The following is a 24236-nucleotide window of genomic DNA, read 5'->3' as shown; positions in this document are numbered from 1 at the left end:
ACATGGACGTTCACCAACTGGCCCTGCTTGCTCGTCAGCCTTCTGCTGTGCTGACCGAACGCAGGTCTTTCTGGGGAATGCCCAAGCGCGGCCTCGCGCTGATTCTCGCCAATGCGATGTTCTGGCAGCCGTTGCTGGTCCAGGCCGAAGGCATTGTGGTCAGTGGGCCAAATACCAGCCTGAGTCAGGCGGGCAATGGCGTGCCGATCGTCAACATTGCCACGCCCAATGCCAGCGGCCTGTCGCATAACCAGTACCAGCAGTTCAACGTCGAAAGCCAGGGCGTCATCCTCAACAACTCCACCAACCAGACCCAGAGTACCCAACTGGGCGGGATCATCGTTGGCAACTCCAACCTGCGTGGCACGGCGGCGACCACCATTCTCAACGAAGTGGTCGGGGCCAACGCCAGCCAGCTCAAGGGGTATACGGAGGTTGCAGGGCAGGCGGCGCGAGTCATTGTTGCCAACCCCTACGGCATCAGTTGCAACGGTTGCGGCTTCATCAACACCCCGCAGGTCACGCTGACCACCGGCAAGCCGGTGCTGGACGCCAATGGCCAGTTGCAGCGTTTCAACGTTCAGGGCGGAAGTATTTCCATCGACGGCGTGGGGCTTAATGCCGACAACGTTGACCAGTTCGACATCATCACCCGCAGCGCGAAGATCAACGCCGAACTGCACGCCAGACGCCTCAACATCATTGCCGGTCGTAACGATGTCGACGCGCAGACCCTGAACGCCACAGCCTTGGCTGACGACGGCGGCGCCAAACCGGAACTGGCCATCGACAGCTCGGCACTGGGCGGGATGTACGCCGGGACGATCCGTCTGGTGGGCACCGAAGCAGGTGTCGGCGTCAGGCTGGCCGGTAATCTGGCGGCCAGTGGCGGTGATATTCAGATCGATGCCAACGGTCATTTGAACGTAATGCAGACCGCTGCAAGTGCTGCCGTTACGGTCAAGGCCAACAGTGCCGAAGTCAACGGGCCGGTCTATGCGGGCGCGTCGCTGGCCGTGACCACGGCGGGTGATCTCGTGACCCGTCAGAACGTCGCCGCACGCGATGCGCTGACACTGTCCGCAGGCGGTCAGCTCAACAACTCGGCGGTGATCGAAGCAGGCGTCAACGCCGATAACAGCCGCAACGGTTCGGGCGATGTCACGTTGTCGGCCAACGGGCTGAGCAACAGCGGCAGCATTACCGCCAGCCGTGCCTTGCAGGCCACTGTTACCCAGGTCCTGAATAACCAGGGTGCAACCCTGAACGGGCAGGCCAGCACACGCATTGCGGCCGCCGCGATCGATAACCGCCAGTCGGGCAGAATACTGAGCCAGAGTGGCAGCGTGGACATCAACGCCTCTCAGGTGCTGAACAGCCAGAGCGGCTTGATCAGCAGCAGCGGTAGCCTGACGATCACCGCCGGGTCGCTGGACAACAGCCAGCAAGGCAAGCTGTCCAGCAGCAGCGCCTTGTCCGCGCGTATTTCCGGTCAGTTCCTCAATCAATTGGGCCTTGTCAGTGCCAACGGTTATCTGCTGCTCAACGCCGCCACACTGGACAACCGCAGCGCAGAAATCTCCAGCCTCGGCAACCTGACCTCGACCGTGGGGCAGTTCAACAACAGCGAAAAAGGCCGCCTGCTGGCCAATGGTTCATTGCAGCTGACATCCGACACTCTGAATAACCAGAACGGCTCGCTGGCCGGTCAGCAGAACGTGCAACTGACGCTGGGGCAACTGACCAATACCGGCAACGGCAGTGTTTACGGTAAGAACAATCTGAACCTGACCCTCAACGGCGCGCTGAACAACGATCAAGGTGCACTGCGCAGTGACGGCACGCTGGATGTGCGCGCGGCGTCACTGAGCAACAACAGCGGCAGCACAACCAGCGCCGGGGCGGCGTCGGTCACCACCAGCGGTGCAGTCGTCAGCCGGGGCGGGCAGATCCTGAGTGATGCGGGCCTGACGCTCATCAGTGGCAGCCTTGATAACAGCCAGAGCGGTCGTATTGCCGGTAACGGCGTGGTGCTGAGCACTGGTGCTTTCGACAACCAGCGTAGCGGCAATCTGTCGAGCACCGGCACGCTTCAGTTGACCGCAGCGCAAGTCAATAACAGCGACGCAGGTCGCATCGCCAGCGCGATGGCATTGACTGCCGTGGTGACGGGCCTGAATCAGACCAACGACGGCCGCGTGTACAGCAACACTGATGTCAGCCTGGACCTGAGCAATGGCTTGCTGACCAACCAGGGTGGTTTGATCAATGCACCGGGCCAACTGGTGCTGAAAAACCTCAACGTGGTCAACAACCAGAGCGGCAAGATCTCCAGCGCCAACGGTTTCACGCTGGCGGCCACGTCGCTGGACAACACCGACGGCTCGCTACTCAGCGACAAGGCACTCGTCGTGCGCGTCAACCAGTTGCTGACCAACCTTCGCGGTCTGGTTTCTGCAACCGGTCTTGATCTGACAGCGGGCTCTCTGAACAACCGCAATGGCGAAATTTCCAGCCTTGGTGGCCTGACGGCCAACATCGGCCAGTTCGACAACCGTGAAAAAGGCCGCCTGTTGGCCAATGGTGCGCTGCTGTTGACGGCCGACGGTTTGAATAACCTGAACGGAATTGTTTCCGGGCAGCAGGGCGTGCAGTTGAATCTGGGGCAACTGGACAATACCGGCAGTGGCAGTCTTTATGCCAAAAGCAGTCTCGGCCTGAACGTCAGCGGAACGTTGAACAATGATCAGGGCGTGGTGCGCAGCGATGGCACCATGGACCTGAAAGCAGCCGGTCTGGCCAACACCAATGGCAGCGTGACCAGTGCCGGAACAGGTGTGCTCAACTTCAACGGCGCAGCTGTCAATCAGGGCGGGCAGATCGTCAGCGATGCTCAACTGACACTCACCAGTGGCAGCCTGGACAACAGCCAGCGCGGGCGTATTGCCGGTAACGGCGTGTTGCTAAGCACCGGCACTTTCAACAACCAGCAGGGCGGCAGCCTGTCCAGTACTGGCGCCCTGCGCCTGACGGCGGGGCAAGTCGACAACAGCGCTGCCGGTCGCATCGCCAGCGCGATGGCATTGACTGCCGTGGTGACGGGCCTCAATCAAACCAACGATGGCCGTCTGTACAGTAATAGCGATGTCAGCCTGGACCTGAGCAATGGCTTGCTGACTAACCAGGGTGGTTTGATCAATGCACCGGGCCAACTGGTGCTGAAAAACCTGAGCGTGGTCAACAACCAGAGCGGCAAGATTTCCAGCGCCAACGGTTTCACGCTGGCGGCCACGTCGCTGGACAACACCGACGGTTCGATACTCAGCGACAAGGCACTCGTTGTGCGCGTCAACCAGTTGTTGACCAACCTGCGCGGTCTGGTTTCGGCGACCGGTCTTGATCTGACAGCCGGCTCCCTGAACAACCGCAATGGCGAAATTTCCAGCCTTGGCAACCTGACGGCCAATATCGGCCAGTTCGACAACCGTGAAAAAGGTCGCTTGCTGGCCAACGGCGCGCTGCTGTTGACGGCCGACGGTTTGAACAACCTGAACGGGGTTGTTTCCGGGCAGCAGGCCGTGCAGTTGAATCTGGGGCAACTAAACAATACCGGTGCTGGCAGTCTTTACGCTAAAAACGCCCTGAATCTGACGCTGGGCGGTGTATTGGCAAACGATCAGGGCGTGGTGCGCAGTGATGGCACGATGGACCTGAAAGCAGCCGGTCTGGCCAACACCAATGGCAGCGTGACCAGTGCCGGAACAGGTGTGCTCAACTTCAACGGCGCAGCTGTCAATCAGGGCGGACAGATCGTCAGCGATGCTCAACTGACACTCACCAGTGGCAGCCTGGACAACAGCCAGCGCGGGCGTATTGCCGGTAACGGCGTGTTGCTGAGCACCGGCACGTTCAACAACCAGCAGGGCGGCAGCCTGTCCAGTACTGGTGCCCTGCGCCTGACGGCGGGGCAAGTCGACAACAGCGCTGCAGGTCGCATCGCCAGCGCGATGGCGTTGACTGCCGTGGTCATAGGCTTGAATCAGACCAACGACGGCCGTCTGTACAGCAACACTGACGTCAGCCTGGACATGAGCAATGGCTTGCTGAACAACCAGAGCGGGCAGATCTCCGCTCCCGGCCAGTTGCTGCTGAAAAACCTCAACGTGGTCAACAACCAGAGCGGCAAAATCTCCAGCGCCAACGGTTTCACTCTGGCAGCCACGTCGCTGGACAACACCGACGGCTCGCTGATCAGCGACAAAGCGCTGATCGTGCGCATCAATCAGTTGCTGAACAACGTGCGCGGGCAGATTTCCGCCAGCGGCGTCACCCTGAGCGCTGCAACGCTGGACAACCGCAACGCCGAACTGTCTAGCCTTGGCAACCTGACGGCCAACATCGGCCAGTTCGATAACCGCGAAAAAGGCCGCCTGCTGGCCAACGGTGCGCTGCTGTTGACGGCCGACGGTTTGAATAACCTGAACGGAATTGTTTCCGGGCAGCAAGGTGTGCAACTGAACCTGGGGCAACTGACCAACACCACTGGCGGCAGCATCTATGCCAAAAGCAGTCTCGGCCTGACCGTCATCGGGGCGGTGAACAATGACCAAGGCGTGCTGCGTAGCGACGGTTCGCTGACGCTGCGTGCCGCGTCGCTGACCAACAACGCGGGCAGTATCAGCAGTGCCGGGGTTGCATCGATCAATGTCGATGGCGACGTTGTCAATCGGGGCGGGCAGGTCCTCAGCGATGCGACACTGACACTCACCAGCGCCAGCCTCGATAACAGCCAGAGTGGCCGTATTGCGAGTAAAGGCCTGGTGCTCACCACCGGCGTCTTCGACAACCATCAGGACGGTCGCCTGACCAGTACCGGCGAGCTTCAACTGAATGCCGGGCTGGTCAACAACAGCGACGCAGGTCGTATCGCCAGCGCCATGGCCCTGACGGCCGTGGTCACTGGCTTGAATCAAACCCGCGACGGCAGGCTTTACAGCAACAGCGATGTCAGCCTGGACCTGAGCAATGGCGTACTGACCAACCAGGGCGGCCTGATCAATGCGCCGGGCCAGTTGCTGCTTAAAAACCTCACGTCGGTCAGCAACCGAAAGGGTGAAATATCCAGTGCGAATGGTTTCACGCTGGCGGCCACCTCGCTGGACAACACCGAGGGTTCGCTGCTCAGCGACAAAGCCCTCGTTGTGCGCATCAACCAGTGGCTGACCAACCTGCGCGGCAAGATTTCCGCCAACGGGGTCAACCTGAGTGCCGCAACGCTCGACAACCGTAATGCCGAGCTGTCCAGCCTGAGCACCCTGACCGCCACCCTCGGCGGGTTCGACAACACCGACAAAGGTCGCCTGCTGGCTAACGGCGCACTGCTGCTGACAGCCGACACCCTGAACAACCAGAACGGTATCGTTTCCGGGCAACAGGACATGCAACTGAATCTGGGCCAACTGAGCAATACGGGCGCAGGCAGTGTTTATGCAAAAAACAGACTGGGCCTGACGCTGACCGGCGCTTTGAACAACGATCAGGGCGTGCTGCGCAGTGATGGCGCGCTTGACCTGAAAGCGGGTTCTCTGGCCAACACCGGCGGTAGCGTGACCAGTGCTGGCGTTTCAGGCCTGGCAACCGATGCTGCCGTGGTCAATCAGGGCGGGCAAATCCTCAGTGATGCAACCCTGACGCTCACCAGCGCCAGCCTCGATAACAGCCAGAGCGGGCGTATCGCCAGTAAAGGCCTGGTGCTCACCACCGGTGCCTTCGACAACCATCAGGACGGGCGTCTGATCAGCACCGGCACGCTGCAACTGAATGCCGGGCAGGTCAACAACAGTGAGGCGGGCCGTATCGCCAGCGCGATGGCGCTGACGGCTGTGGTGACAGGTCTGGACCAGACCAGCGATGGCCGGTTGTACGGTAACGGTGATGTCAGCCTGGACCTGAGCAACGGCGTACTGACCAACCAGGGCGGTCAGCTATCCGCGCCTGGCCAGTTGCTGCTGAAAAATCTCTCATCGGTCAACAACCGCAGCGGCAAAATCTCCAGCGCCAACGGCTTCACACTGGCCGCGACCACGCTGGACAACACCGCAGGTTCGGTGATCAGCGATAAAGCGCTGATCGTGCGCATTGACCAGTTGCTGACCAACCTTCGCGGGCTGATTTCCGCCACCGGCGTTGAACTGAATGCCGCGACGCTGGACAATCGCAATGCAGAGCTCTCCAGCCTGGGCAAACTGACCGCCACTGTGGGTCAGTTCGATAACAGCGGCAAGGGCCGTTTACTGGCTAACGGCGCGTTGCTGTTGACGGCCGACAACCTGAACAATCAAGGCGCTGGTGCGGTTTCCGGTCAGCAGGAAGTGCAACTCACCCTTGGGCAACTGACCAACATCGGCAGCGGCAGTGTCTACGCCAAAAACACCTTGGGCCTGACGGTCAGCGGTGCACTGAACAACAATCAGGGCGTGGTGCGCAGCGATGGCACGCTTGATGTGAGCGGCGCTTCTCTGGCCAACACGGCGGGTAGCATCACCAGTACCGGTGTTTCGGTCCTGAAAGTCGATGGCGCTGTGGTGAACCGTGGCGGGCAGATACTCAGTGATTCAACCCTGTCGCTCAGCAGTGCCAGCGTGGACAACAGCCAGAACGGCCGTATCGCCGGCAAGGGTGTGACGCTTGCCACCGGCGCGTTCGACAATCAGCAAGGCGGTCGCCTGACCAGTACCGGCACCCTGAAGATCGATGCAGGGCAGGTCAACAACAGTGACGCCGGGCGAATTGCCAGCGCCATGGCCCTGACCGCCGTGGTCACAGGCCTTGATCAGAGTAACGATGGCCGACTGTATGGCAACGGTGACGTCAGCCTCGACCTGAGCAAGGGCGTGCTGAACAACCAGGGCGGTCTGATTACGGCGCCCGGTCAATTGCTGCTGAAAAACCTCACGTCGGTCAACAACCAGAACGGGGAAATTTCCAGCGCCAAGGGTTTCACACTGGCCGCGACGTCGCTGGACAACACTGCGGGTTCGGTGCTGAGCGACAGCGCACTGATCGTGCGTGTCGACCAGTTGCTGACCAACCTGCGTGGCTTGGTGTCTGGCAACGGTATCGATCTGACAGCCAATGAGCTGAATAACCAAAGCGGCAGCGTGAGCAGCGATGCTGATCTGCTGCTGACCATCGCCGGCACACTTTCCAACCAGAAGGGCGAGCTGACCAGCGCCGGTAACACCACCCTCAACGCGCTGAGCCTGGCCAATGCCAACGGCCAGGTCATGGCTGACCGGTTTCTGAAACTGGTTATTACTGACGCCATCGACAATCAGGCCGGCACCCTGGGCGCAGGCAAGGGGGCCGACATTCGAGCGGTGAGTCTGGACAACCGGCAAGCCGGTGCACTGGTCACTGATGGTCAACTGGACCTCACGCTGACCGACGCCCTGGACAATCGCGCCAGTGGCAGCCTGCAAGCCAAGGGCCTGATGAACCTGACCAGCCAGACGCTGGATAACCGTGGCGGGCGTATCACTGCGCAGAACATGCTGATGGTGCGCAGTGCCAGCGTGGACAACCGTGGCGGTGCGATTCGCGCCGAGAAAGGCCTGCAGCTGTTCGTCGATGCACTCGACAACAGCCAGAGCGGCCTGAGCACCGCTCAAAAGGGTCTGATCAACAGTAACGCGGGTCTTGAGCTGGTAGGCACGCGTCTGGATAACCAGAACGGTCTGCTCAACGCCGCCGGCCTGATGCAATTGCAGGCCGACAGCGTGCTCAACGGCAGCGGCCGTATCGCCAGCCAGGCTGACCTGGTCGCCCACATTGGCGGTCTGACCCAGCAAGGTGGCGAACTGGTTGCGCAGGGCAACCTGACCCTGACCGGCAACATCCTCGACAACCAGTCGGGTGGCCTGGTGGGCTCCACAAAAGCGCTGAAAATCGATGTGGCCGACATCGACAACAAGGCCGGTGAACTGTCCAGCCAGATCGGCGTGGAGATCATCGCCCAGACGCTCGACACCAGTAATGGCGGCAAAGTGCTGGCGGGCACCGCGCTGGGGCTTACCGTGGCGCGCTTGATCAACCTGAACAAGGGGTTGTTGTTCGGTAACACCTTGCGCCTTGAAGGGACTCGCCTGGATAACGCAGGCGGTACGCTGGCCAGCCAACAGGACCTGAACATCGGCCTGTCGGGTGCGCTGGACAACACGGGCGGCCTGCTCAGCAGCGAATCGGCCATGACCGTCAGCGCGGCGTCCCTGCAAAACGCTGCGGGCAGCCTGTCCAGTGCCGATGCCTTGAGCGTCACCACCACCGGTGCTTTGAGCAATCAGGCAGGTTCGATCACCACCGATGCGGCGCTCACGCTGACCAGCGCAAGTCTGGACAACAGCAAAGCGGGCAAACTGTCCGGCAAGGGCGCTACGCAGGTCACCACCGGCACGTTTGACAACAGTCAGAACGGTCGCCTGACCAGCAGCGACACCCTGCGATTGACGGCAGGCAAGGTCATCAACCAGAGCGCCGGGCGCATTGCCAGTGCGCTGGCCTTGACCGCCAGTGTGACCAGCCTCGATCAGCAGGCTGGCGAATTGTTCAGCAACACGTCGCTGAGCCTGGACCTGAACAACGGCCAGTTGAACAATCAGGGCGGTTTGATCAACGCCTCTGGCGTACTGTTGCTAAAGAATCTCAACGGCATTGCCAACCAGAACGGCGAAATCTCCAGCGCACAGGCGTTCAGCCTGAACGCCAGCAGCTTCGACAACAGCGGCGGCAAGCTGCTCAGCAGTCAGGCCCTGACGCTGGTGGTGAACAAGGCCCTGAGCAACCTCAAAGGTAATATTTCCGGCGCGTCGCTGAACATCAACAGCGACAGTCTGGACAACACCCAAGGCATGATCAGCAGCCGCGCAGGCCTGGACGTGACGGTAAACACCGCCTTGACCAACGCCCAAGGCACGCTGATTGGCGACGGCAATGTGAATCTGAGCGCCGCAACGGCAGACAACCGCCAGGGGCAAATGGCGAGCAAGCAAAACCTCGACGCGCAGATCGGCAACCTTCAGCAACAGAACGGCCAGATGCTTGCCCAAGGCACATTGACCTTGCGCGGCGACACGCTGGACAACCGTCAGAACGGTTTCATCGGCGCCACCCAAGCCCTCGCCATCAATGTCACCAACATCGACAACCGCGGCGGTGAACTGTCCAGCCAGGACACGATGACCCTGACCGGCCAGCAACTGAACAACAGCGACAAAGGCCAGGTGCTGGCGCAAAAAGCCCTGACTCTGAACATTGCGCAGACCACTAACCGTGCTAACGGCTTGCTCTCAAGCCAGGCGGGCCTGACCCTGATCGGCAGCACGCTGGACAACACCGGCGGCGCACTGAGCGCCCTCAAGGCCTTGGGTATCGACCTGTCTGCAGCGCTCGATAACAGTCAGGGCCTGATCAGCGGTGAGGACATCCTGACGCTGAACGCCGGCAGCCTGACCAACACCGCAGGCAGCGTTTCCAGTGCCGCAAACCTCAAGCTCGACAGCGCTGGCGCCATCAGCAACCAGGGCGGCAAGCTGGTGACCGACGGTGCGCTGAACCTGACCAGCACCCGCCTGGACAACAGCCAGCGCGGCACCATCAGCGGCAAAGGCCTGCTGACCCTCAAGACCGGGAATTTCGACAACAGCCAGAACGGTCGCGTGAGCAGCAACGATCGACTGGAACTGACCAGCGCGCAACTGACCAACAGCAGCGGCGGCAGCATTGGCAGCAGCCAGGCGCTGACCGCCAGCGTCAGCCGCCTGAGCCAGCAGGGCGGCAAGCTGTTCAGCAATACGTCCCTGAGCCTTGACCTGAACAACGGCCAGCTCGACAACCAGAACGGACTGATCAACGCGCCAGGCGCACTGGTGCTGAAAAACGTCAACGAGGTTCTGAACCAGAACGGCGAAATCTCCAGCGCCCAGGCGTTCACCGTCAACGCGCAACAACTCAACAACACCGGCGGCAAACTGCTCAGCAACCAATTGTTGACCCTGCGCATTGCGCGCGCGCTGAACAACGTAAAAGGCATGATCGCCGCTGCGGGCGTCGACGCTGTCGTCAATACCCTCGATAACACCGGCGGCACACTGACCAGCCGCAACGACCTGGGCCTGACCGTCGCCGGCCTGCTCACCAACCGTGACAACGGCCTGATCAATGCAACCCAGGCGCTCAAGGTGGGCGCGGCCAGCCTCGACAACCAGAACGGTCAGGTGCTGGGCGGCACTAGCCTGATCCTCAACGCAACATCGATCAACAACACAGCAAAAGGCCTGATCAACAGCACCGGCACCCTGAACCTGACGGCTGGCAGTCTGGATGCCGGCAACGGCGGCGAAGTGTCGGCAGCACGCGACATGACCCTGGTTCTCAACGCCCTGTCGCTCAATGGCGGCCGGGTGATGGGCGACGCCGGGCTGTCCATCGACATGGTCGGCAACGACCTCAACAACCTGGGTGGCTTGATTACTGCCGATGGCCAGTTGACCTTCAGCCGCCTGCGCGACCTGAATAACCAGTCCGGTGAGGTATCCAGCGCACAAAGCTTCACGCTCAGCGGCCGCACCCTCGACAACAGCAGCGGCAAGCTGATCAGCAGTAATGTGCTGACGGTTGGCGCGACCAACCTGCTCAACCAGAACGGCCTTATTTCCGGCTGGCAGGGCCTGAACGTCTCCGGCAACCGCCTCGACAACCGCAACAGCGGCACGCTGTCCAGCCGCAGTGGCAACCTGGTGACCACCCTGACCGGCGAGCTGCTCAATGGTGGCAACGGCGCACTGGTCAGCCAAAACACCCTGAGCGTCACCGCTGACAGCCTCGACAACAGCGGCGGCATCCTGTCCAGCGGCACGGGCCAGACCCTGACCGTCTCGGGCTTGCTGAACAACAGCCAGAACGGCTTGATCGACAGTGGTGCCGGGCTGGTCATCAACGCCAATGCCTTGAACAACGCAGCCGGTAACATGACGGCCCAGCAGGATGTCAGTTTTGGCGGCAGCAGCCTCGACAACAGCGCCGGCAACCTGAGCAGCAAGGGCGCGATGACCCTTGACCTGCTGGGCAGCCTGACCAACACCCGTGGCAAGCTGGCCAGTGGCGGCACCTTGCTGTTGCGGCGCAGCACCGCGATCAACAACCAGGCCGGGCAACTGATCAGCCAGAGCCTGATGACCCTCAACACCTCCGGGCAACTGGACAACAGTAACCGTGGCACCGTCGCTGCCAACAACACCCTGACCGTGGTCGCGAGCGGCAACGTCCTCAACGATGCCGATGGCCTGATCTACAGCCAGAGCGCCAATGCGCATGTACAGGCCGCGAGCCTTTCCAACGTACGCGGCACGGTACAGAGCGTCGGCGCGCTACGCGTTGACGTCGTTGGCGATGTCAATAACCAGAACGGCCGGATCATCGCGCAAGGCGGTGACCTGAACGTGAGCGCCGCCAACCTCTACAGCCAGGGCGGCGTGCTGTCCAGCCTGCAAGGTCTGTTCACTGCAAGCGTGACCGGCGTGCTGAAAAACGGCTACGACGCCAATCGCCAGGGCGGCGTGATCCAGGCGCAGCGCCTGAACCTGACGGCGCTGAGCAGCTTCGACAACTACGGCGGGCGAGTCTCTGCCCGCACCGGCGAAGCGCTGATCAACACCGCAAGCTTCGACAACCGCAACGGCGGCCTTTACGCCAAAGGCCTGGTGCGCGTCACCGGTGGCAATTTCGACAACAGCGGCGACAACGACGGCCAGATCGCAGGCGGCCAGGTCGAGCTGAACCTGAGCGGCGCACTGAACAACCGTTTTGGCATCATCGAAAGTGACAGCACGCTGGCGGTAACCGCTCAAAGCCTGGATAACCAGACCGGCCAACTGCGCGCGCTGGGCGGCGGCGGAGCGACGAACTTTCAGATCGGCAACCTGTTCGACAACCGCAACGGCACCCTGGAAAGCGCCAACAGCGACCTGATCCTCAACGCAGGCAGTTTCCTCAACGGCGGCGGCTCTCTGCTGCATACCGGTAACGGGACGTTTGATATCTCCACGGCCAACCTGACCAACGCGGGTGGCAGCATCGTTACCCGTGGTGGTTTGACGCTGACGGCTGACAGCTGGACCAACAGCAGCGTGATTCAGGCCGGGCGGTTGACGGTCAATGTCGGAACGTTGAACCAGACGGCGGGCGGGCAGTTGCTGGCGTCGAGCCTGTTTAGCGGGTCGGGGAGTAACTGGACGAATGATGGGCTGATTGCGAGTGATGGCTCGCTAAGCCTCAACCTTGGTGGCACCTATGGGGGCAATGGTCGTCTTAGCAGCGTCGGGACGCTCGGGCTGAGCGCTGCACAGGTGAATCTCAACGCCGCTTCGACCATTGCTGGCGGTGGAGACACTTCGGTTTCGGTGGGTGGGCAATTAAGCAATGTCGGTCGCCTGACCTCGGCGACCAATCTGACCGTCAATGCCGGGAGTATCAACAACCAGGGCACGCTGGGCAGCGGTCAGGCGTTGACCGTGACCACCGGCTCGCTGGTCAATGACCGTGGGCTGATCTTCAGTGGCAGCAACATGAGCCTGCGGGTCAGCTCGCTGAACAACAGCTACGCCAACATCTACAGCCTGGGCAACCTCACGATTGACCGTAACGGGCAAGGTGCCCTTGCCGACAGCATCGTCAACAGTTCGGCGTCGATTCAGAGCGACGGCAGCATGAGTCTGGCGGCGAGCACGATACAAAATATCCGTGCGATTTTGACTACCAGTAATGGTGGTATTTATAGCGCCATGATCAAGGAGGGGGCGTGCAACCGCGAGTTCTACAACAATGATTGCAAAACCAGCACGCAAACTCATACCTGGGACGTCACTCAGCGTGAAAAACTGGAAGTGACCGCGGCCAGTGCGGCGTCAGGCATCGCCGCGGGTGGCAGTCTTAGCATGAACGGTGGCGATTTGCTCAACCAGAGCAGCACCATTGCTACCGGCGGAAACTTCACCGCTACGCTGAACAATTTGACTAACACCGGCGTAGAGGCAAGCGATACCGAAACGGTGACGGTGTACCGCAGCATGCGCACCAGCAACGCCAGCATGTGGACCAAAGCAGCTCAGGACTTCACTGATAAGTACTGGCTTGGCAGCAGCGGTTATGACGCCAGCCTTACAGGTCTTCAGGCAGCATTGGCCGACTTCGTTCGCATCACCGAAACCGACATGCCCGAGTTTTACAAGGTCACACGGCTAAGTAACGGCGATCAGAGCTATGCCGCCGTTATCCAGGCTGCCGGTGCGGTCAACGTCAATGCTCAGAACGACATCAATAACAGCGTCGTACGGGCGGGTTACACCTACGTGAGCGGCGGTTCGCGCACCGACACCAACGCTCCTGGCACTCAGTTCTCCACGCGCATTACCGTTAATCAGCAACTACCGCCAGACCTCGCCCAACAACAAGTCAACCCGTTAAGCCTACCAGGCTTCAGCCTGCCCACCGGCCAGAACGGCCTGTTCCGCCTCAGCGGCCAGAGTGGCACCGCAGTCGCCGTCGCCCAACCCGTCGGCCTGCCACAAAGCTGGACTATGGGCAGCGCAGCGGTCTCCGTCGCTCAACGCGAGCAAACCGTCTCTGATGCGCAGGCAAGCACCATCCAGATCGGCTCGGTTAGTCAGATATCCAATGCCGCCCGCCAGCTTGCTTCGGTCACACGGCAAAGCGCAGGCGTGAGCGCCAATGCCTCTGCGTTCGACACCAGCGCGCCAGGTGCCGCACCTATCGGCGGGCTTGTACTGCCGGGGCATACCTCTGATTCCGCAGGTGTCACCAGCGTCGACAGCGTGACCGGCATTGCGACGGGCAATCAGGGCAGCGGTGTGTTGCTGCCTGTCCAGAACACAGGCTCGACATCGGGTCTTCCGACTATCACTGCGATTTCTTCCGGTAACTCTGCCGCTCAAAACGCCGGAAGGGTGCAGGGCACTCAAGTCAGCCAGGCCGGTCAGGTTGTAAATGGCACGCAAGGTAGCTTGGTCAGCGCTATCAATCAGGCCACGACAGGTGTCCAGTCCGGTACTACTGCCACCGTTACTCAAGTGGTCGTCAATGCCCAAGGCGGGCAGGTCATTGCCCCTGTTCGTAACCCTGTGGCGACTCAGGGCGGACCGCTCGTTACCTCTGTCGGCAACCCTGCGGTTTCTCAGGGTGTTTCGGTAGCGGCCCCGGTTCGTAACACGGTGGCTGCTCAGGGCGGTCCTGTCACTGCTGCTGTTCTGAACCCGGTGGTTACTCAGACCAACCCTGTAAGCGCTACACAAAATACGAGTAATCAGCCCGCCACAGTGGCGCAAGCCAGTGCCATTACCCCGGTTGTTTCGGCAGCAGCGCAAACCGTTACCCGCGTAGAGGGCCTACCCAGCAGCTCATTCGTTTCCAGACCGCAGAAATACCTGATCGAGACCAACCCGGTCCTCACCGAACTCAAGCAATTCCTGAGCTCGGATTACCTGCTCGCAGGTCTGGGCTACGACCCGGAAGTCAGCGCCAAGCGCCTGGGCGATGGTTTGTATGAGCAACGCCTTGTCCAGCAGGCCGTCGTGGCCCGAACCGGGCAAGCGTTCATCGACGGGCAGACCTCTAACGAGGCCCAGTTCAAGTACCTGATGAACAACGCCATCGCCAGCAAACAGCAGCTGAACCTGGCGGTCGGCGTATCGCTCAGTTCACAACAAGTTGCTGCACTGACCCACGACATCGTCTGGCTAGAAGAGCACGAAGTGAATGGCGAAATGGTGCTGGTGCCTGTGCTCTATCTGGCCCAAGCCGACAATCGCCTTGGCCCGACCGGGGCATTGATTGCCGGTAACGACGTCTCGCTGATCGCGGGGCAAAACCTCGATAACGTCGGCACCTTGCGTGCGGCCAACAACCTGTCGGCTGCCGCTGGAAATGACCTGGTCAACAGCGGCCTGATAGAAGCTGGCAACCGGCTCGATCTACTGGCCGGTAACGACCTGATCAACAAAGCCGGGGGCATCATCGCCGGGCGTGATGTGACGCTGACCGCCATCCGCGGAGACGTCATCAACGAACGCACGGTGACCAGCCATCAGAGCGCTGCGGATGACGCAACCTGGCGCAAAGACTTCGCCGACAGCGCGGCCCGCATCGAAGCGGCCAACGACATGAGCCTGCAAGCCGGTCGTGATGTGAAAAACACCGGCGGTGTGTTGCAGGCCGGTCGTGACTTGAGCATCGCGGCAGGCCGTGACGTCGCCATCGACTCGGCCCAGACCGAGAACGGCCAGACACGGGGTGCGAACTCCAGCAACTCCAGCATCACGCAACTGGGCTCCACGGTCAGCGCCGGACGTGACCTGACGGCCCAGGCGGGTCGCGACATCAACGTGATCGCTAGCAGCATCGACGCCAAGCGCGACATCGCCATGGCCGCGACCGAAAACCTGACCCTGTCCTCGGCGGCTGATGAGCAGCACTCGTACGGCAAAAGCAAGAAAGTGACCGAGCAGGAAGATCACGTCAGCCAGGTGTCTGCGGATTTGAAAGCGGGTGGCAGTGTGGCTTTGCAGGCGGGGCAGAATCTTGCGGTGATCTCCAGCCGCATTACGGCCGGTAAAGAGGCGTATCTGGTAGCCGGTGAGAACCTGGACATCCTCGCTGCGCAAGACAGTGATTATTCGCTGTACGACATGAAGAAAAAAGGCAGCTTCGGCGCGAAGAAAACCCAGCGTGATGAAATCACTGATGTGAAAAACATCGGCAGTGAGATCACCACCGGTGGTGACTTGTTGCTGTCGAGCGGCGGTGATCAGAAGTATCAGGTTGCGAAGCTTGAGAGCGGTAAGGACCTGACGATTGAAAGTGGCGGTGCGGTTACGTTTGAGGGCGTGAAGGACCTGCATCAGGAGAGTCACGAGAAGAGCAAAAGTGACCTTGCGTGGAACTCCAGTAAAGGCAAGGGCAACACCGACGAAACCCTGCGTCAGAGCGAACTGGTGGCCAAGGGTGAAGTGGCGATCCGCGCTGTTCAAGGCTTGAAAATCGATATCAAACAGATTGACCAGCAAAGCGTAAGCCAGACGATTGATGCAATGGTCAAAGCAGACCCGCAACTGGCGTGGCTTAAGGAGGCAGAGCTGCGCGGTGACGTGGATTGGCGGCAGGTCAAAGAAGTACATGATTCGTTCAAGTACGACAACTCAAGCCTGGGCCAAGGGGCAATGCTGGCGATCATTATTGTCGTTACAGTGTTGACGGCGGGTGCTGGCACATTTGCGGCGGCGGGTACCGCAGCAGGCTCTGCCGCCACCGGAGCAGCAACGGCAGCTGGTGTTTCTGCGACAACGGCAGCAACTATTGGCACTGCTGCAAACGCAGCAGCGGTTGCCAGCCTTACGTCGATAACTGCTCAGGGTGTCGTCAGCACTATCAACAACAAAGGCAATCTGGGCGCGGCACTAAAAGATACGTTTAGTAGCGATAGCTTAAAAAGTGCTGCCATCTCAGGTCTTACCGCAGGCTTCACCGCTGGCGTCATTGATCCGCAGTTGGGGGGGACTACCAAACCATTCAATAGTCTGACAAAGGGGTTTGATCTCTCCACATTGGGAGGCGCGGGTGGCTTTGCCCTTCATGCCGGTGCGCAAGGTCTGGCTTCGGGAGCTATTAACACTGCCGTTAACGGCGGTAGTCTGGGTGACAATCTGGTCAACGGGTTGGTCAGTCAGGCAGGCACTGTGGCAGCGGCCATAGGCTTTAATCAGGTCGGAAGTTTTGCAGATCAAAAGTTCACTGAAGCAACCCTCGCCGGAGACGTCTCGGGTAAAGCAATGTGGGCTGAAGGTGGCATAGGCCGAACAACTCTGCATGCTCTGATGGGCGGCGCAGTTTCTTCTGCAACGGGCGGTGATTTCACGACGGGTGCAGTGGCCGCTGGCGCCAGTCAAGCAATGGCAGGTACTTTGAATGAGGTGTTCAAGAACAACCCTGAATATCGTCAGGCGGCTGCACAGATAGTCGGCCTGACTGCGGCAGGATTGGCGGGTGGAGATGTCGAGAAAGCTGCCTGGGTTTCCGCCATGGCAGACCAGTACAACCGACAGTTGCACCCGAACGAAATACCGCTGTTGGAGAAACAGTCCTCAAGCCTGGCGCAGGAAGCCAATATCAGCCCCGCCGAGGCCGAGAAACGCCTGGCTCAGGCGCTGGCGTATTACACCGACAAGGATTGGAATAACGCGCTCGCAGCGAAAGGCGTCGTCCCTGATGCCTTGACCTTGAAGCATCTGGGTATCGCGCTTTCGCCTTTGGCGGATAGCTATGCGGTGGTAGGTGATGTTCCTGTGGTTGCCGGGAGTAAATCCTATACGCCAGCAGAAACAGTGGCGCTCATTACCGAGTATCGCAATACGCATACTGCGGAGTATGCAGATCCGTCGATCAACAACTTGAATATGCAAGGCGCCTATGCAGGTGATCCCAAATACCAATACGCTGATTTCTACCGTAAAAACCTTGCGGTCAAAACCGATTTCCTGAGCGCTGTTTCCGGCAATCTGGCCGGGATTGCTCAAGGTAGCGGCGGTGCGTTGTCGGATTCTCTCGGCTCGGCGTGGGCCTTGATGAGTGATCCTGTCGGGGTGAGCGAACAGGCCGCCAATGGGTTGATGGGTTTGAGCAAGAGCCCGTGGGGTTCGTTCAAAAATAGCGTGGAGGCCAGCCAGACCAAAGAGGCTATGGCGACCATCTACGATATGCAGGGCAACACGGCGGCGAGCGCTGCGATCAGGGCGAAAAGCGATCTTGAGTTTGCGCTGAACTTCTTGCCTGCCAATCGGGCGAAGACGCTGGCGGAACTTGGGGCAGGGCGCAAGTTTGCAATGGATGGTCCTTGCTGCTTTGCGGCCGGAACGATGGTCTCCACACCGGATGGCGAGCGCGCCATCGATACGCTCAAGGTGGGTGACATCGTCTGGAGCAAACCTGAGGGCGGTGGCAAGCCGTTTGCGGCTGCGATTCTGGCAACACATATCCGCACCGATCAGCCGATTTACCGACTCAAGCTCAAAGGTAAACAGGAAAACGGCCAAGCCGAAGACGAAAGCCTGTTGGTCACCCCGGGCCACCCGTTCTACGTTCCTGCCCAACATGGTTTCGTTCCGGTCATCGACCTGAAACCAGGCGACCGCTTGCAGTCTTTGGCCGACGGGGCCAGCGAGAACACGTCTTCCGAGGTCGAGTCGCTGGAGCTTTACTTGCCAGTGGGTAAAACGTATAACCTGACGGTCGATGTAGGGCATACGTTCTATGTTGGGAAGCTCAAGACATGGGTGCATAATACCGGGCCTTGTGAGCTGCCAGAGGGGTATTTTGGGGCTGCTGGTGGGAATGGTCCAAAAGCTACCGCTACCAGTGCTGCCGAAGGTGCTACGCCTCGAGTTTCTATCGATCCCCCGGACGGAAGTTTTTCGATTTCAGATTGGACAGGCTATCCAGCGGGCGTCCCCGTACCGCAAGGGCCATTCAGGTTACTGGAGGGGACGGAGTACAATGCCGCCAGAAATGTTGCCAACAAAGCCAATAGCGCTCTACGCCGAGAACAAGGACTTGTAGGTCAGCCTGTGGACGTGCATGAAATCAATCCAGTGAAATTTGGTGGAAGTCCAACCGATTCCGCCAATAAAGTTATCCTGCCTCGCGATGTTCATCGGCAGCAGGTAACTCCTTGGTGGAACCAATTGCAGAAAGACTTAGGGAAATAGCTATGGAATATCATCTAACAGAGGGGCAGCTTAATGGTCCGGCTGAAATTCCGGCTGTTGATGGTCTGTCAACACACTTGGGAGTCGCACTTCCTGAGAGTTACATTAAATTCCTTAAGACTCACGACGGTGGCGAAGGATTCATTGGCGATAGCTACATTATCTTTTGGAAGGCAGAAGAGCTAGTTGAATTCAATCGTGAATATGAGGTCGAGACATATGCGCCAGGTATATTTTTGTTCGCGTCTAACGGCGGAGGGGAGGGGTATGGGTTTGACACATTGGATGCAGCAATGCCGGTAGTTCGAATTCCGTTTATAGGTATGAATCGTCAGTATGCCATATCGGTAGCGAGCGACCTTCCCGATCTATTTGCTCGATTGGCAGACCAAAATGAGTGAACTTAATAAGCACTCGCGCCCTAAAGGCATGGAGCTATTCGAGATTAAACCCGCTATCGTTGGTGGTGATCCGACCAGCCCTGAGAACAAAACTTGGTTGACGAGACAGCAGCACTTTGAGGCTGTACGCTACTGGAATCGGATTATCAGCAGTCTGCGTAATGACCGGAAGTAACTAGAGGTCCAAAAGCGACTGATGGTGCAAAAGCTACTGGTGCAGCTGAAGTGCAGGCTACTTCTGCAACTGCGCGTGTTGGGCTTAGAGACGATCTGGCCGCTGAAGCAGGGATTCCTCGAAATATTGCTGAATCGACGTCGAGCGTGTGGCGCAAATCGATTGAGGACATCTATCGGGTGACTGCCTATTTCATGCTCTTTCGTACCAAGGGGACATAGATAGTTGGCGGGAGGGTTGAAGCAGGAGCAAAGGCTCGTGGCTTGCTTCTTGCTCGAATCGAAGGCGCGCAGTTTGTGGTTTCGGATGGCCGTTCGATCCCTCTGTCAGACTGCAAAATAGAGTTCTCATGAACTTACACCACTGACCCCGGCGCTTGCGCCGGTGTTTTTGCAACCTATCTGCATCCATTCTGTAGCCTTCTGGTACTCAAGCTTGATCTTTTTAGTAGTCCTTTTGCCTACTTTCTGTATACCGGCCTGACGACCTACAATCTACCTGCTCAATACGCCCTTTTTCAGCATGATTTTTCGCTTCCTAACAGCATCAAAGCCTCAATACACAACACGCACCTCTTGCGAGGTGAGCATTTTCTATATGCATTTGCAGCAGCGAAAACGGTTACCCGAGTAGAAGGCCTGCCCCTGTCCTCACCGAACTCAAGCAGTTCATGAGCTCGGATTACCTGCTGGCAGGTCTGGGCTATGACCCGGAAGTCAGCGCCAAGCGTTTGGGCGATGGTTTGTATGAACAACGCCTTGTGCGGCAAGCCGTCGTGGCCCGAACCGGCCATTGCTGAGGTTACGCAAAGCTTTCACCAACAAAATAGTGGTGCTATTCATATAAATTCGGGTTCTGATATTCCTTCTGGAGTCAACAGATCACAGTTTGAAAAGTGGAAAAAAAGACTATTGGAGAAGTCGAGTAAATAATTTTTAATTATGAATTTTAGTGTTGGAGGTTATTATGGATATTGATATAAGAGATGTTGTCGCAGAGCTGAAAAGCGTTCGTATGTCTCTTCCAAATGCACAGCGACTTCCTGATGATGCCTTAATTATTGCTTATGAGCGTGAACTCGGTATCTCATTTTTGGATGAGTATAAGTTTTTTGCCAAGGAGGCAAGTGATAGTATTTTTAATGGCAAGGATGCGCTTCGATTAACCGTGGACAGAAATAGTCCTAGAGAGCTTCTGAACGTTGTTGCGGAGGCTCGAGAGCAAGGTGTTCCAAAGTCGTGGCTTCCCATTTGCGAGGATAATGGGAACTACTATTGTCTTCTTGAGGATGGCTCTGTCATTTACTGGGTGCATGATGGGCGCTCCAATGAAACTTGGCCCAGTCTCGCCAGTTGGATAAAACACGCATGGATAGATGGTGAGTAGCCTTTATAGGAATATTACTAATACCGGCCTTGCGCCGGTGTTTTTTGCACTCTATCTGCACCCCTTTTGCCGCCTTCCTGCACCCATTCTGTAGCCTTCTTGTACTCAAGCGGTATCCTTTTTGCAGTTCTTTTGTCTCCTTTTCGTCTACCAACCTGACGACCTACGGTCTACCTGCTTAATACGCCCTTTTTCAGCATGAACTTTCGCTCCTTAACAGGAGCAACATCTCAATACACAATACGCACCTCTTGCGAGATGGGTATTTTCCACATGTATCAATCAGTTATCTGGTTTGTGCCTTCTAGGGAGACGCTGAAAAATTAACCCGTTCGCACCGTCTTCATTTCCAAGCCGGTTTTTTTCAACCTGCCGGCCTTGCTTTGCGTTTCTCGGGCAGATTTCTGCCCTCCTTTTGCTGATTGGCGGGCCAGTCCCGCCTTTCATGTCAACGCCAACTAAAAAGTGACCCCCTTCCGTGCTAAATCGCCAACTTAGTTTTGACCCCCCTCGGGTTCATATTTTCGAGCCGGTTCGGCCCGAGAAGATTTGGTTCCTGCTTTGCGCTTGTCCTTGAGTCGATAGCTTTCACCTGTCATCTGCACGATATGGGCATGATGTAACAGCCTGTCCAGCATGGCCGCTGTCAGTGTTTGATCATCCGCAAAGGTTCCGGCCCACTGGGTAAACGGCAAGTTACTCGTGAGGATCAGGCTGCCTTGCTCGTAGCGCTTGGCGACAACATTGAAGAACAGGTTGGCTTCATCACGACCAAACGGCAGGTAGCCGATTTCATCGATGACCAACAACCCAGGGGCCATCACCACACGACTGAAGTATTCCTTGAGCCGTTCCTGGCGGTGCGCAGCGGTCAGTTGCAGCATCAAGTCAGCCGCCGTGACGAAGCGGGTTTTGATACCGGCCATCACTGCCCGGTAGGCCAGGGCGATAGCCAGGTGGCTCTTGCCTACACCACTAGGCCCCAGGAACACGATGTTCTCGGCACGTCCAACAAAACTCAGTGCTGCCAGCTCCTGGAGCTGTGCCCGGGGGACGCCGGTGGCAAACGCGAAGTCGTATTGCTCCAGCGTTTTCACAGCGGGCAGCGCGGCAGTTTTCAGCAGGGCCTGTCGAGAGCGTTCACTTCGGGCATCGGTCTCGGCAGCCAGCAGCTTTTCGAGGAAGTCGGCAAAGCTGTCTTCGCCGCTTGCTGCTTGTTGGGCCAGGTGCGGCCAGTCCACCCCGACGCGCTCAAGCTTTAGCCCCTTGCATAGTTCTGTCAGGCGAGCATGTTGAAGGTTCATGCTCTCACCTCCAGCAGTTGCTCATAAACCGACAGCGGATGCTGCAAGCTCTCGTACGGCAGGACCCGTCCCAGGCGTAGGCCTTGGGCGGGTTGTGGGCGCAGGCTCTGTGTTGGCAGTGGTAATAGTACCTGCTGCTCTTGGGCCAGACGTACCGCCGGTTGAACACCCGTCGTGCCGTGAATCCGCTGATGAGCGACTTCGTCGAGCCATTGGCCGATATGTGCGTTGGCCGTCACCACATCCAGCGTCAGACCCGCACTCTTGAGCGTAGCGGCCAACGGGGTAATGAAACTGCCCTTCAGATACCCGTTGAAGCGCTCAACCTTGCCCTTGGTCTGGGCACGGTAAGGGCGGCAGACCTTGGGAATAAAACCAAACTCATCGGCCAGCGCAGCCAATCGGGGATGCCAACGGTGCTGGCCCTCCCCAAAAGCATCTCGCTCGGTGATGATGGTTCCGGCGTTATCAAACAATGCCTGCTCGGGCACGCCGCCAAAGTAAGCGAACGCCTCCCGAAGCCCTGTCAGCCAGGCTTCGCTGTCCTCTCGCTCGGAGAAACGGACAAAGCTTGCTCGACTAAAACCAAGTGTCGCCACGAACGCCTTAAGCGGCTGACGGCCTCGTCGAATGGTGGTGAAGTCCACCTGTATCTGCTTGCCGGGCAGTGTCTCGAAACGTACCACCGGCTCTTCTGCCTTACGTTTGAAGGGGCGAATATAAGCCTTCAGACGACTGACGCCGCCGCTGTACCCCAATGCCGTGATCTCACGCAGCAGGACGGTCGCCGGAATCCAGTGTGGGCGCGCCGCCTCAATACGCTCGTGCAGGTAGTCCTTGAAGGGGTCGATTTTGCACGGACGTGCGGGTCTCACCTTGTCACTGGGTAGCGACCGGGCCTTTCGCAGGTACTTGCGCACGGTGTTACGCGAAATACCCAGCTCACGGGCGATGAATTTGATGCCATGGCCCTGACGGGCCAACACTTTAATTTCCACAGACTGCTCCTGGGTCAACATATTGGCAGCTCAAAGCCGCCAGTTTTACCCAGGGGGGTCAATTCTAGGTTGGCGTTAGGGGGTCATTTTTACAGTGGCGGTGACACTTTCAGACGGATTTATCCTGCCGCCTGTTGCAAATACCGCTTGGCCAGCATCAGATTGGCCAACCCAAACAAACTGAACAACTGCGCTGTATTCTTTTCCAGCCCACGGTAGCGAACCTTGCGATGATTGAAGCGCACCTTGATTACCTGGAAGGGGTGCTCGACCTTGGCGCGCAGTTGCGCCTTGGCATATTCAATTTTACGCTTGACCCGATACAGCACGCTGCCTTCGCCGTGCTGCTTGTAACTGCTTGGCCGTGCTGCAATCGACCAGATAACGTCCCGTTCAGCATGCTCCGGTCGCTTGGCCGCACCGGTGTATCCAGCGTCACCCGAAACATAGGTTTCGTCACCGTGCAGCAACTGGCCAACCTGGGTGACATCCGCCACGTTAGCGGCCGTCCCTACTACGCTGTGCACCAGCCCCGACGTGGCGTCTACACCAATGTGGGCCTTCATCCCGAAGTGCCATTGATTGCCTTTCCTGGCCTGATGCATCTCAGGATCACGCTTGCCTTCTCGGTTCTTGACCGAGGGCGGCGCGGCGATCAGGGTAGCGTCGACGATAGTGCCTTCCTTGAGCAGCAGCCCCCGGCTGGCCAGATGCTGGTTAATCGTTTCAAACAGCAGCCGCGTTAGCTGATGGGTTTCCAGCAAGCGGCGAAAACGCAGCAAGGTGGTGGCATCCGGTGCCGACTCGCGACCCAGGTCGATACCCATAAAACCGCGGATGGCCTGGCTGTCGTAGACGGCATCTTCGCAACCTTCATCGGAGAAACCGAAACACTGCTGCACGACGTACATGCGCAACATGCGCGACACCCCTATCGCAGGGCGTCCGCGCTTGCCTGCGGTGTTGCTATAAAACGGCGCCACTTGCGCCTCCAGCTGGGCCCAGGGCACCAACTGTTCAAGGTCAGCCAGGAAGCGATCTCGGCGAGTCTGCTTTTTCTTGCCGGTATATTCGAGTTCGGAGAAGGTTTTCTGCACGCGCGTAACGCTCACGGAGAGGGAGGCTGGTTGAAGGAACTTAGTGTG

General features: G+C 58.6%; 8 protein-coding genes. 5 read left to right on the top strand and 3 right to left on the bottom strand.

The window, feature by feature from the left end; genetic code table 11:
* Positions 1–2: 2 nt before the first annotated feature.
* The 5 genes from PSPTO_RS16715 (at position 3) to PSPTO_RS16695 (ending at position 20789) form a co-directional block, all read left to right on the top strand.
* Complete coding sequence (locus PSPTO_RS16715; RefSeq protein ID WP_011104446.1) at positions 3–18827, top strand: filamentous hemagglutinin N-terminal domain-containing protein; 18825 nt, start codon at positions 3–5, stop codon at positions 18825–18827.
* Between the two features lie 2 nt (positions 18828–18829).
* On the top strand, positions 18830–19228 hold the full coding sequence (locus PSPTO_RS16710; protein ID WP_005771801.1) for an SMI1/KNR4 family protein: 399 nt from the start codon (positions 18830–18832) through the stop codon (positions 19226–19228).
* 845 nt (positions 19229–20073) lie between these two features.
* On the top strand, positions 20074–20202 hold the full coding sequence (locus tag PSPTO_RS30505; RefSeq protein WP_011104444.1) for a hypothetical protein: 129 nt from the start codon (positions 20074–20076) through the stop codon (positions 20200–20202).
* Entirely contained in the window at positions 20141–20335 is a 195-nt protein-coding gene (locus PSPTO_RS30675) for an HNH/ENDO VII family nuclease (protein WP_369403328.1), read from the top strand. Before PSPTO_RS30505 ends, PSPTO_RS30675 begins: the two co-directional genes overlap by 62 nt.
* 34 nt (positions 20336–20369) lie before the next feature.
* Positions 20370–20789, top strand: coding sequence for an SMI1/KNR4 family protein (locus PSPTO_RS16695; protein WP_005760706.1), 420 nt, complete (start codon positions 20370–20372; stop codon positions 20787–20789).
* Positions 20790–21283: 494 nt separating this feature from the next.
* On the opposite strand, the gene istB is transcribed toward PSPTO_RS16695, so the two are convergent.
* The 3 genes from istB to PSPTO_RS16680 form a co-directional block, all read right to left on the bottom strand.
* A complete protein-coding gene (istB, locus tag PSPTO_RS16690; RefSeq protein WP_005741073.1) occupies positions 21284–22093 on the bottom strand; it encodes an IS21-like element ISPsy4 family helper ATPase IstB in 810 nt (269 codons plus the stop codon).
* Entirely contained in the window at positions 22090–23112 is a 1023-nt protein-coding gene (gene istA / locus PSPTO_RS16685; protein WP_002551322.1) for an IS21-like element ISPsy4 family transposase, read from the bottom strand. The genes istB and istA overlap by 4 nt, the downstream gene beginning before the upstream one ends.
* A 98-nt stretch (positions 23113–23210) precedes the next feature.
* Positions 23211–24188, bottom strand: a complete 978-nt coding sequence (locus PSPTO_RS16680) for an IS5 family transposase (RefSeq protein WP_010213957.1) — start codon at positions 24186–24188, stop codon at positions 23211–23213.
* Positions 24189–24236 lie beyond the last annotated feature (48 nt).

Source organism: Pseudomonas syringae pv. tomato str. DC3000, assembly GCF_000007805.1.
In the GTDB taxonomy this organism is placed as follows: domain Bacteria; phylum Pseudomonadota; class Gammaproteobacteria; order Pseudomonadales; family Pseudomonadaceae; genus Aquipseudomonas; species Aquipseudomonas avellanae.
Note: the sequence above shows the minus strand (reverse complement) of the source record. Positions and strands in the feature narration are given on the sequence as shown.

Coding starts and splice junctions, on each gene's coding strand:
- PSPTO_RS16695 (WP_005760706.1), top strand. CDS start 20,370: ATGGATATTGATATAAGAGATGTTGTCGCAGAGCTGAAAAGCGTTCGT.
- PSPTO_RS16710 (WP_005771801.1), top strand. CDS start 18,830: ATGGAATATCATCTAACAGAGGGGCAGCTTAATGGTCCGGCTGAAATT.
- PSPTO_RS30505 (WP_011104444.1), top strand. CDS start 20,074: ATGAGCTCGGATTACCTGCTGGCAGGTCTGGGCTATGACCCGGAAGTC.
- PSPTO_RS16715 (WP_011104446.1), top strand. CDS start 3: ATGGACGTTCACCAACTGGCCCTGCTTGCTCGTCAGCCTTCTGCTGTG.
- PSPTO_RS30675 (WP_369403328.1), top strand. CDS start 20,141: ATGGTTTGTATGAACAACGCCTTGTGCGGCAAGCCGTCGTGGCCCGAA.
- istA (WP_002551322.1), bottom strand. CDS start 23,112: ATGTTGACCCAGGAGCAGTCTGTGGAAATTAAAGTGTTGGCCCGTCAG.
- istB (WP_005741073.1), bottom strand. CDS start 22,093: ATGAACCTTCAACATGCTCGCCTGACAGAACTATGCAAGGGGCTAAAG.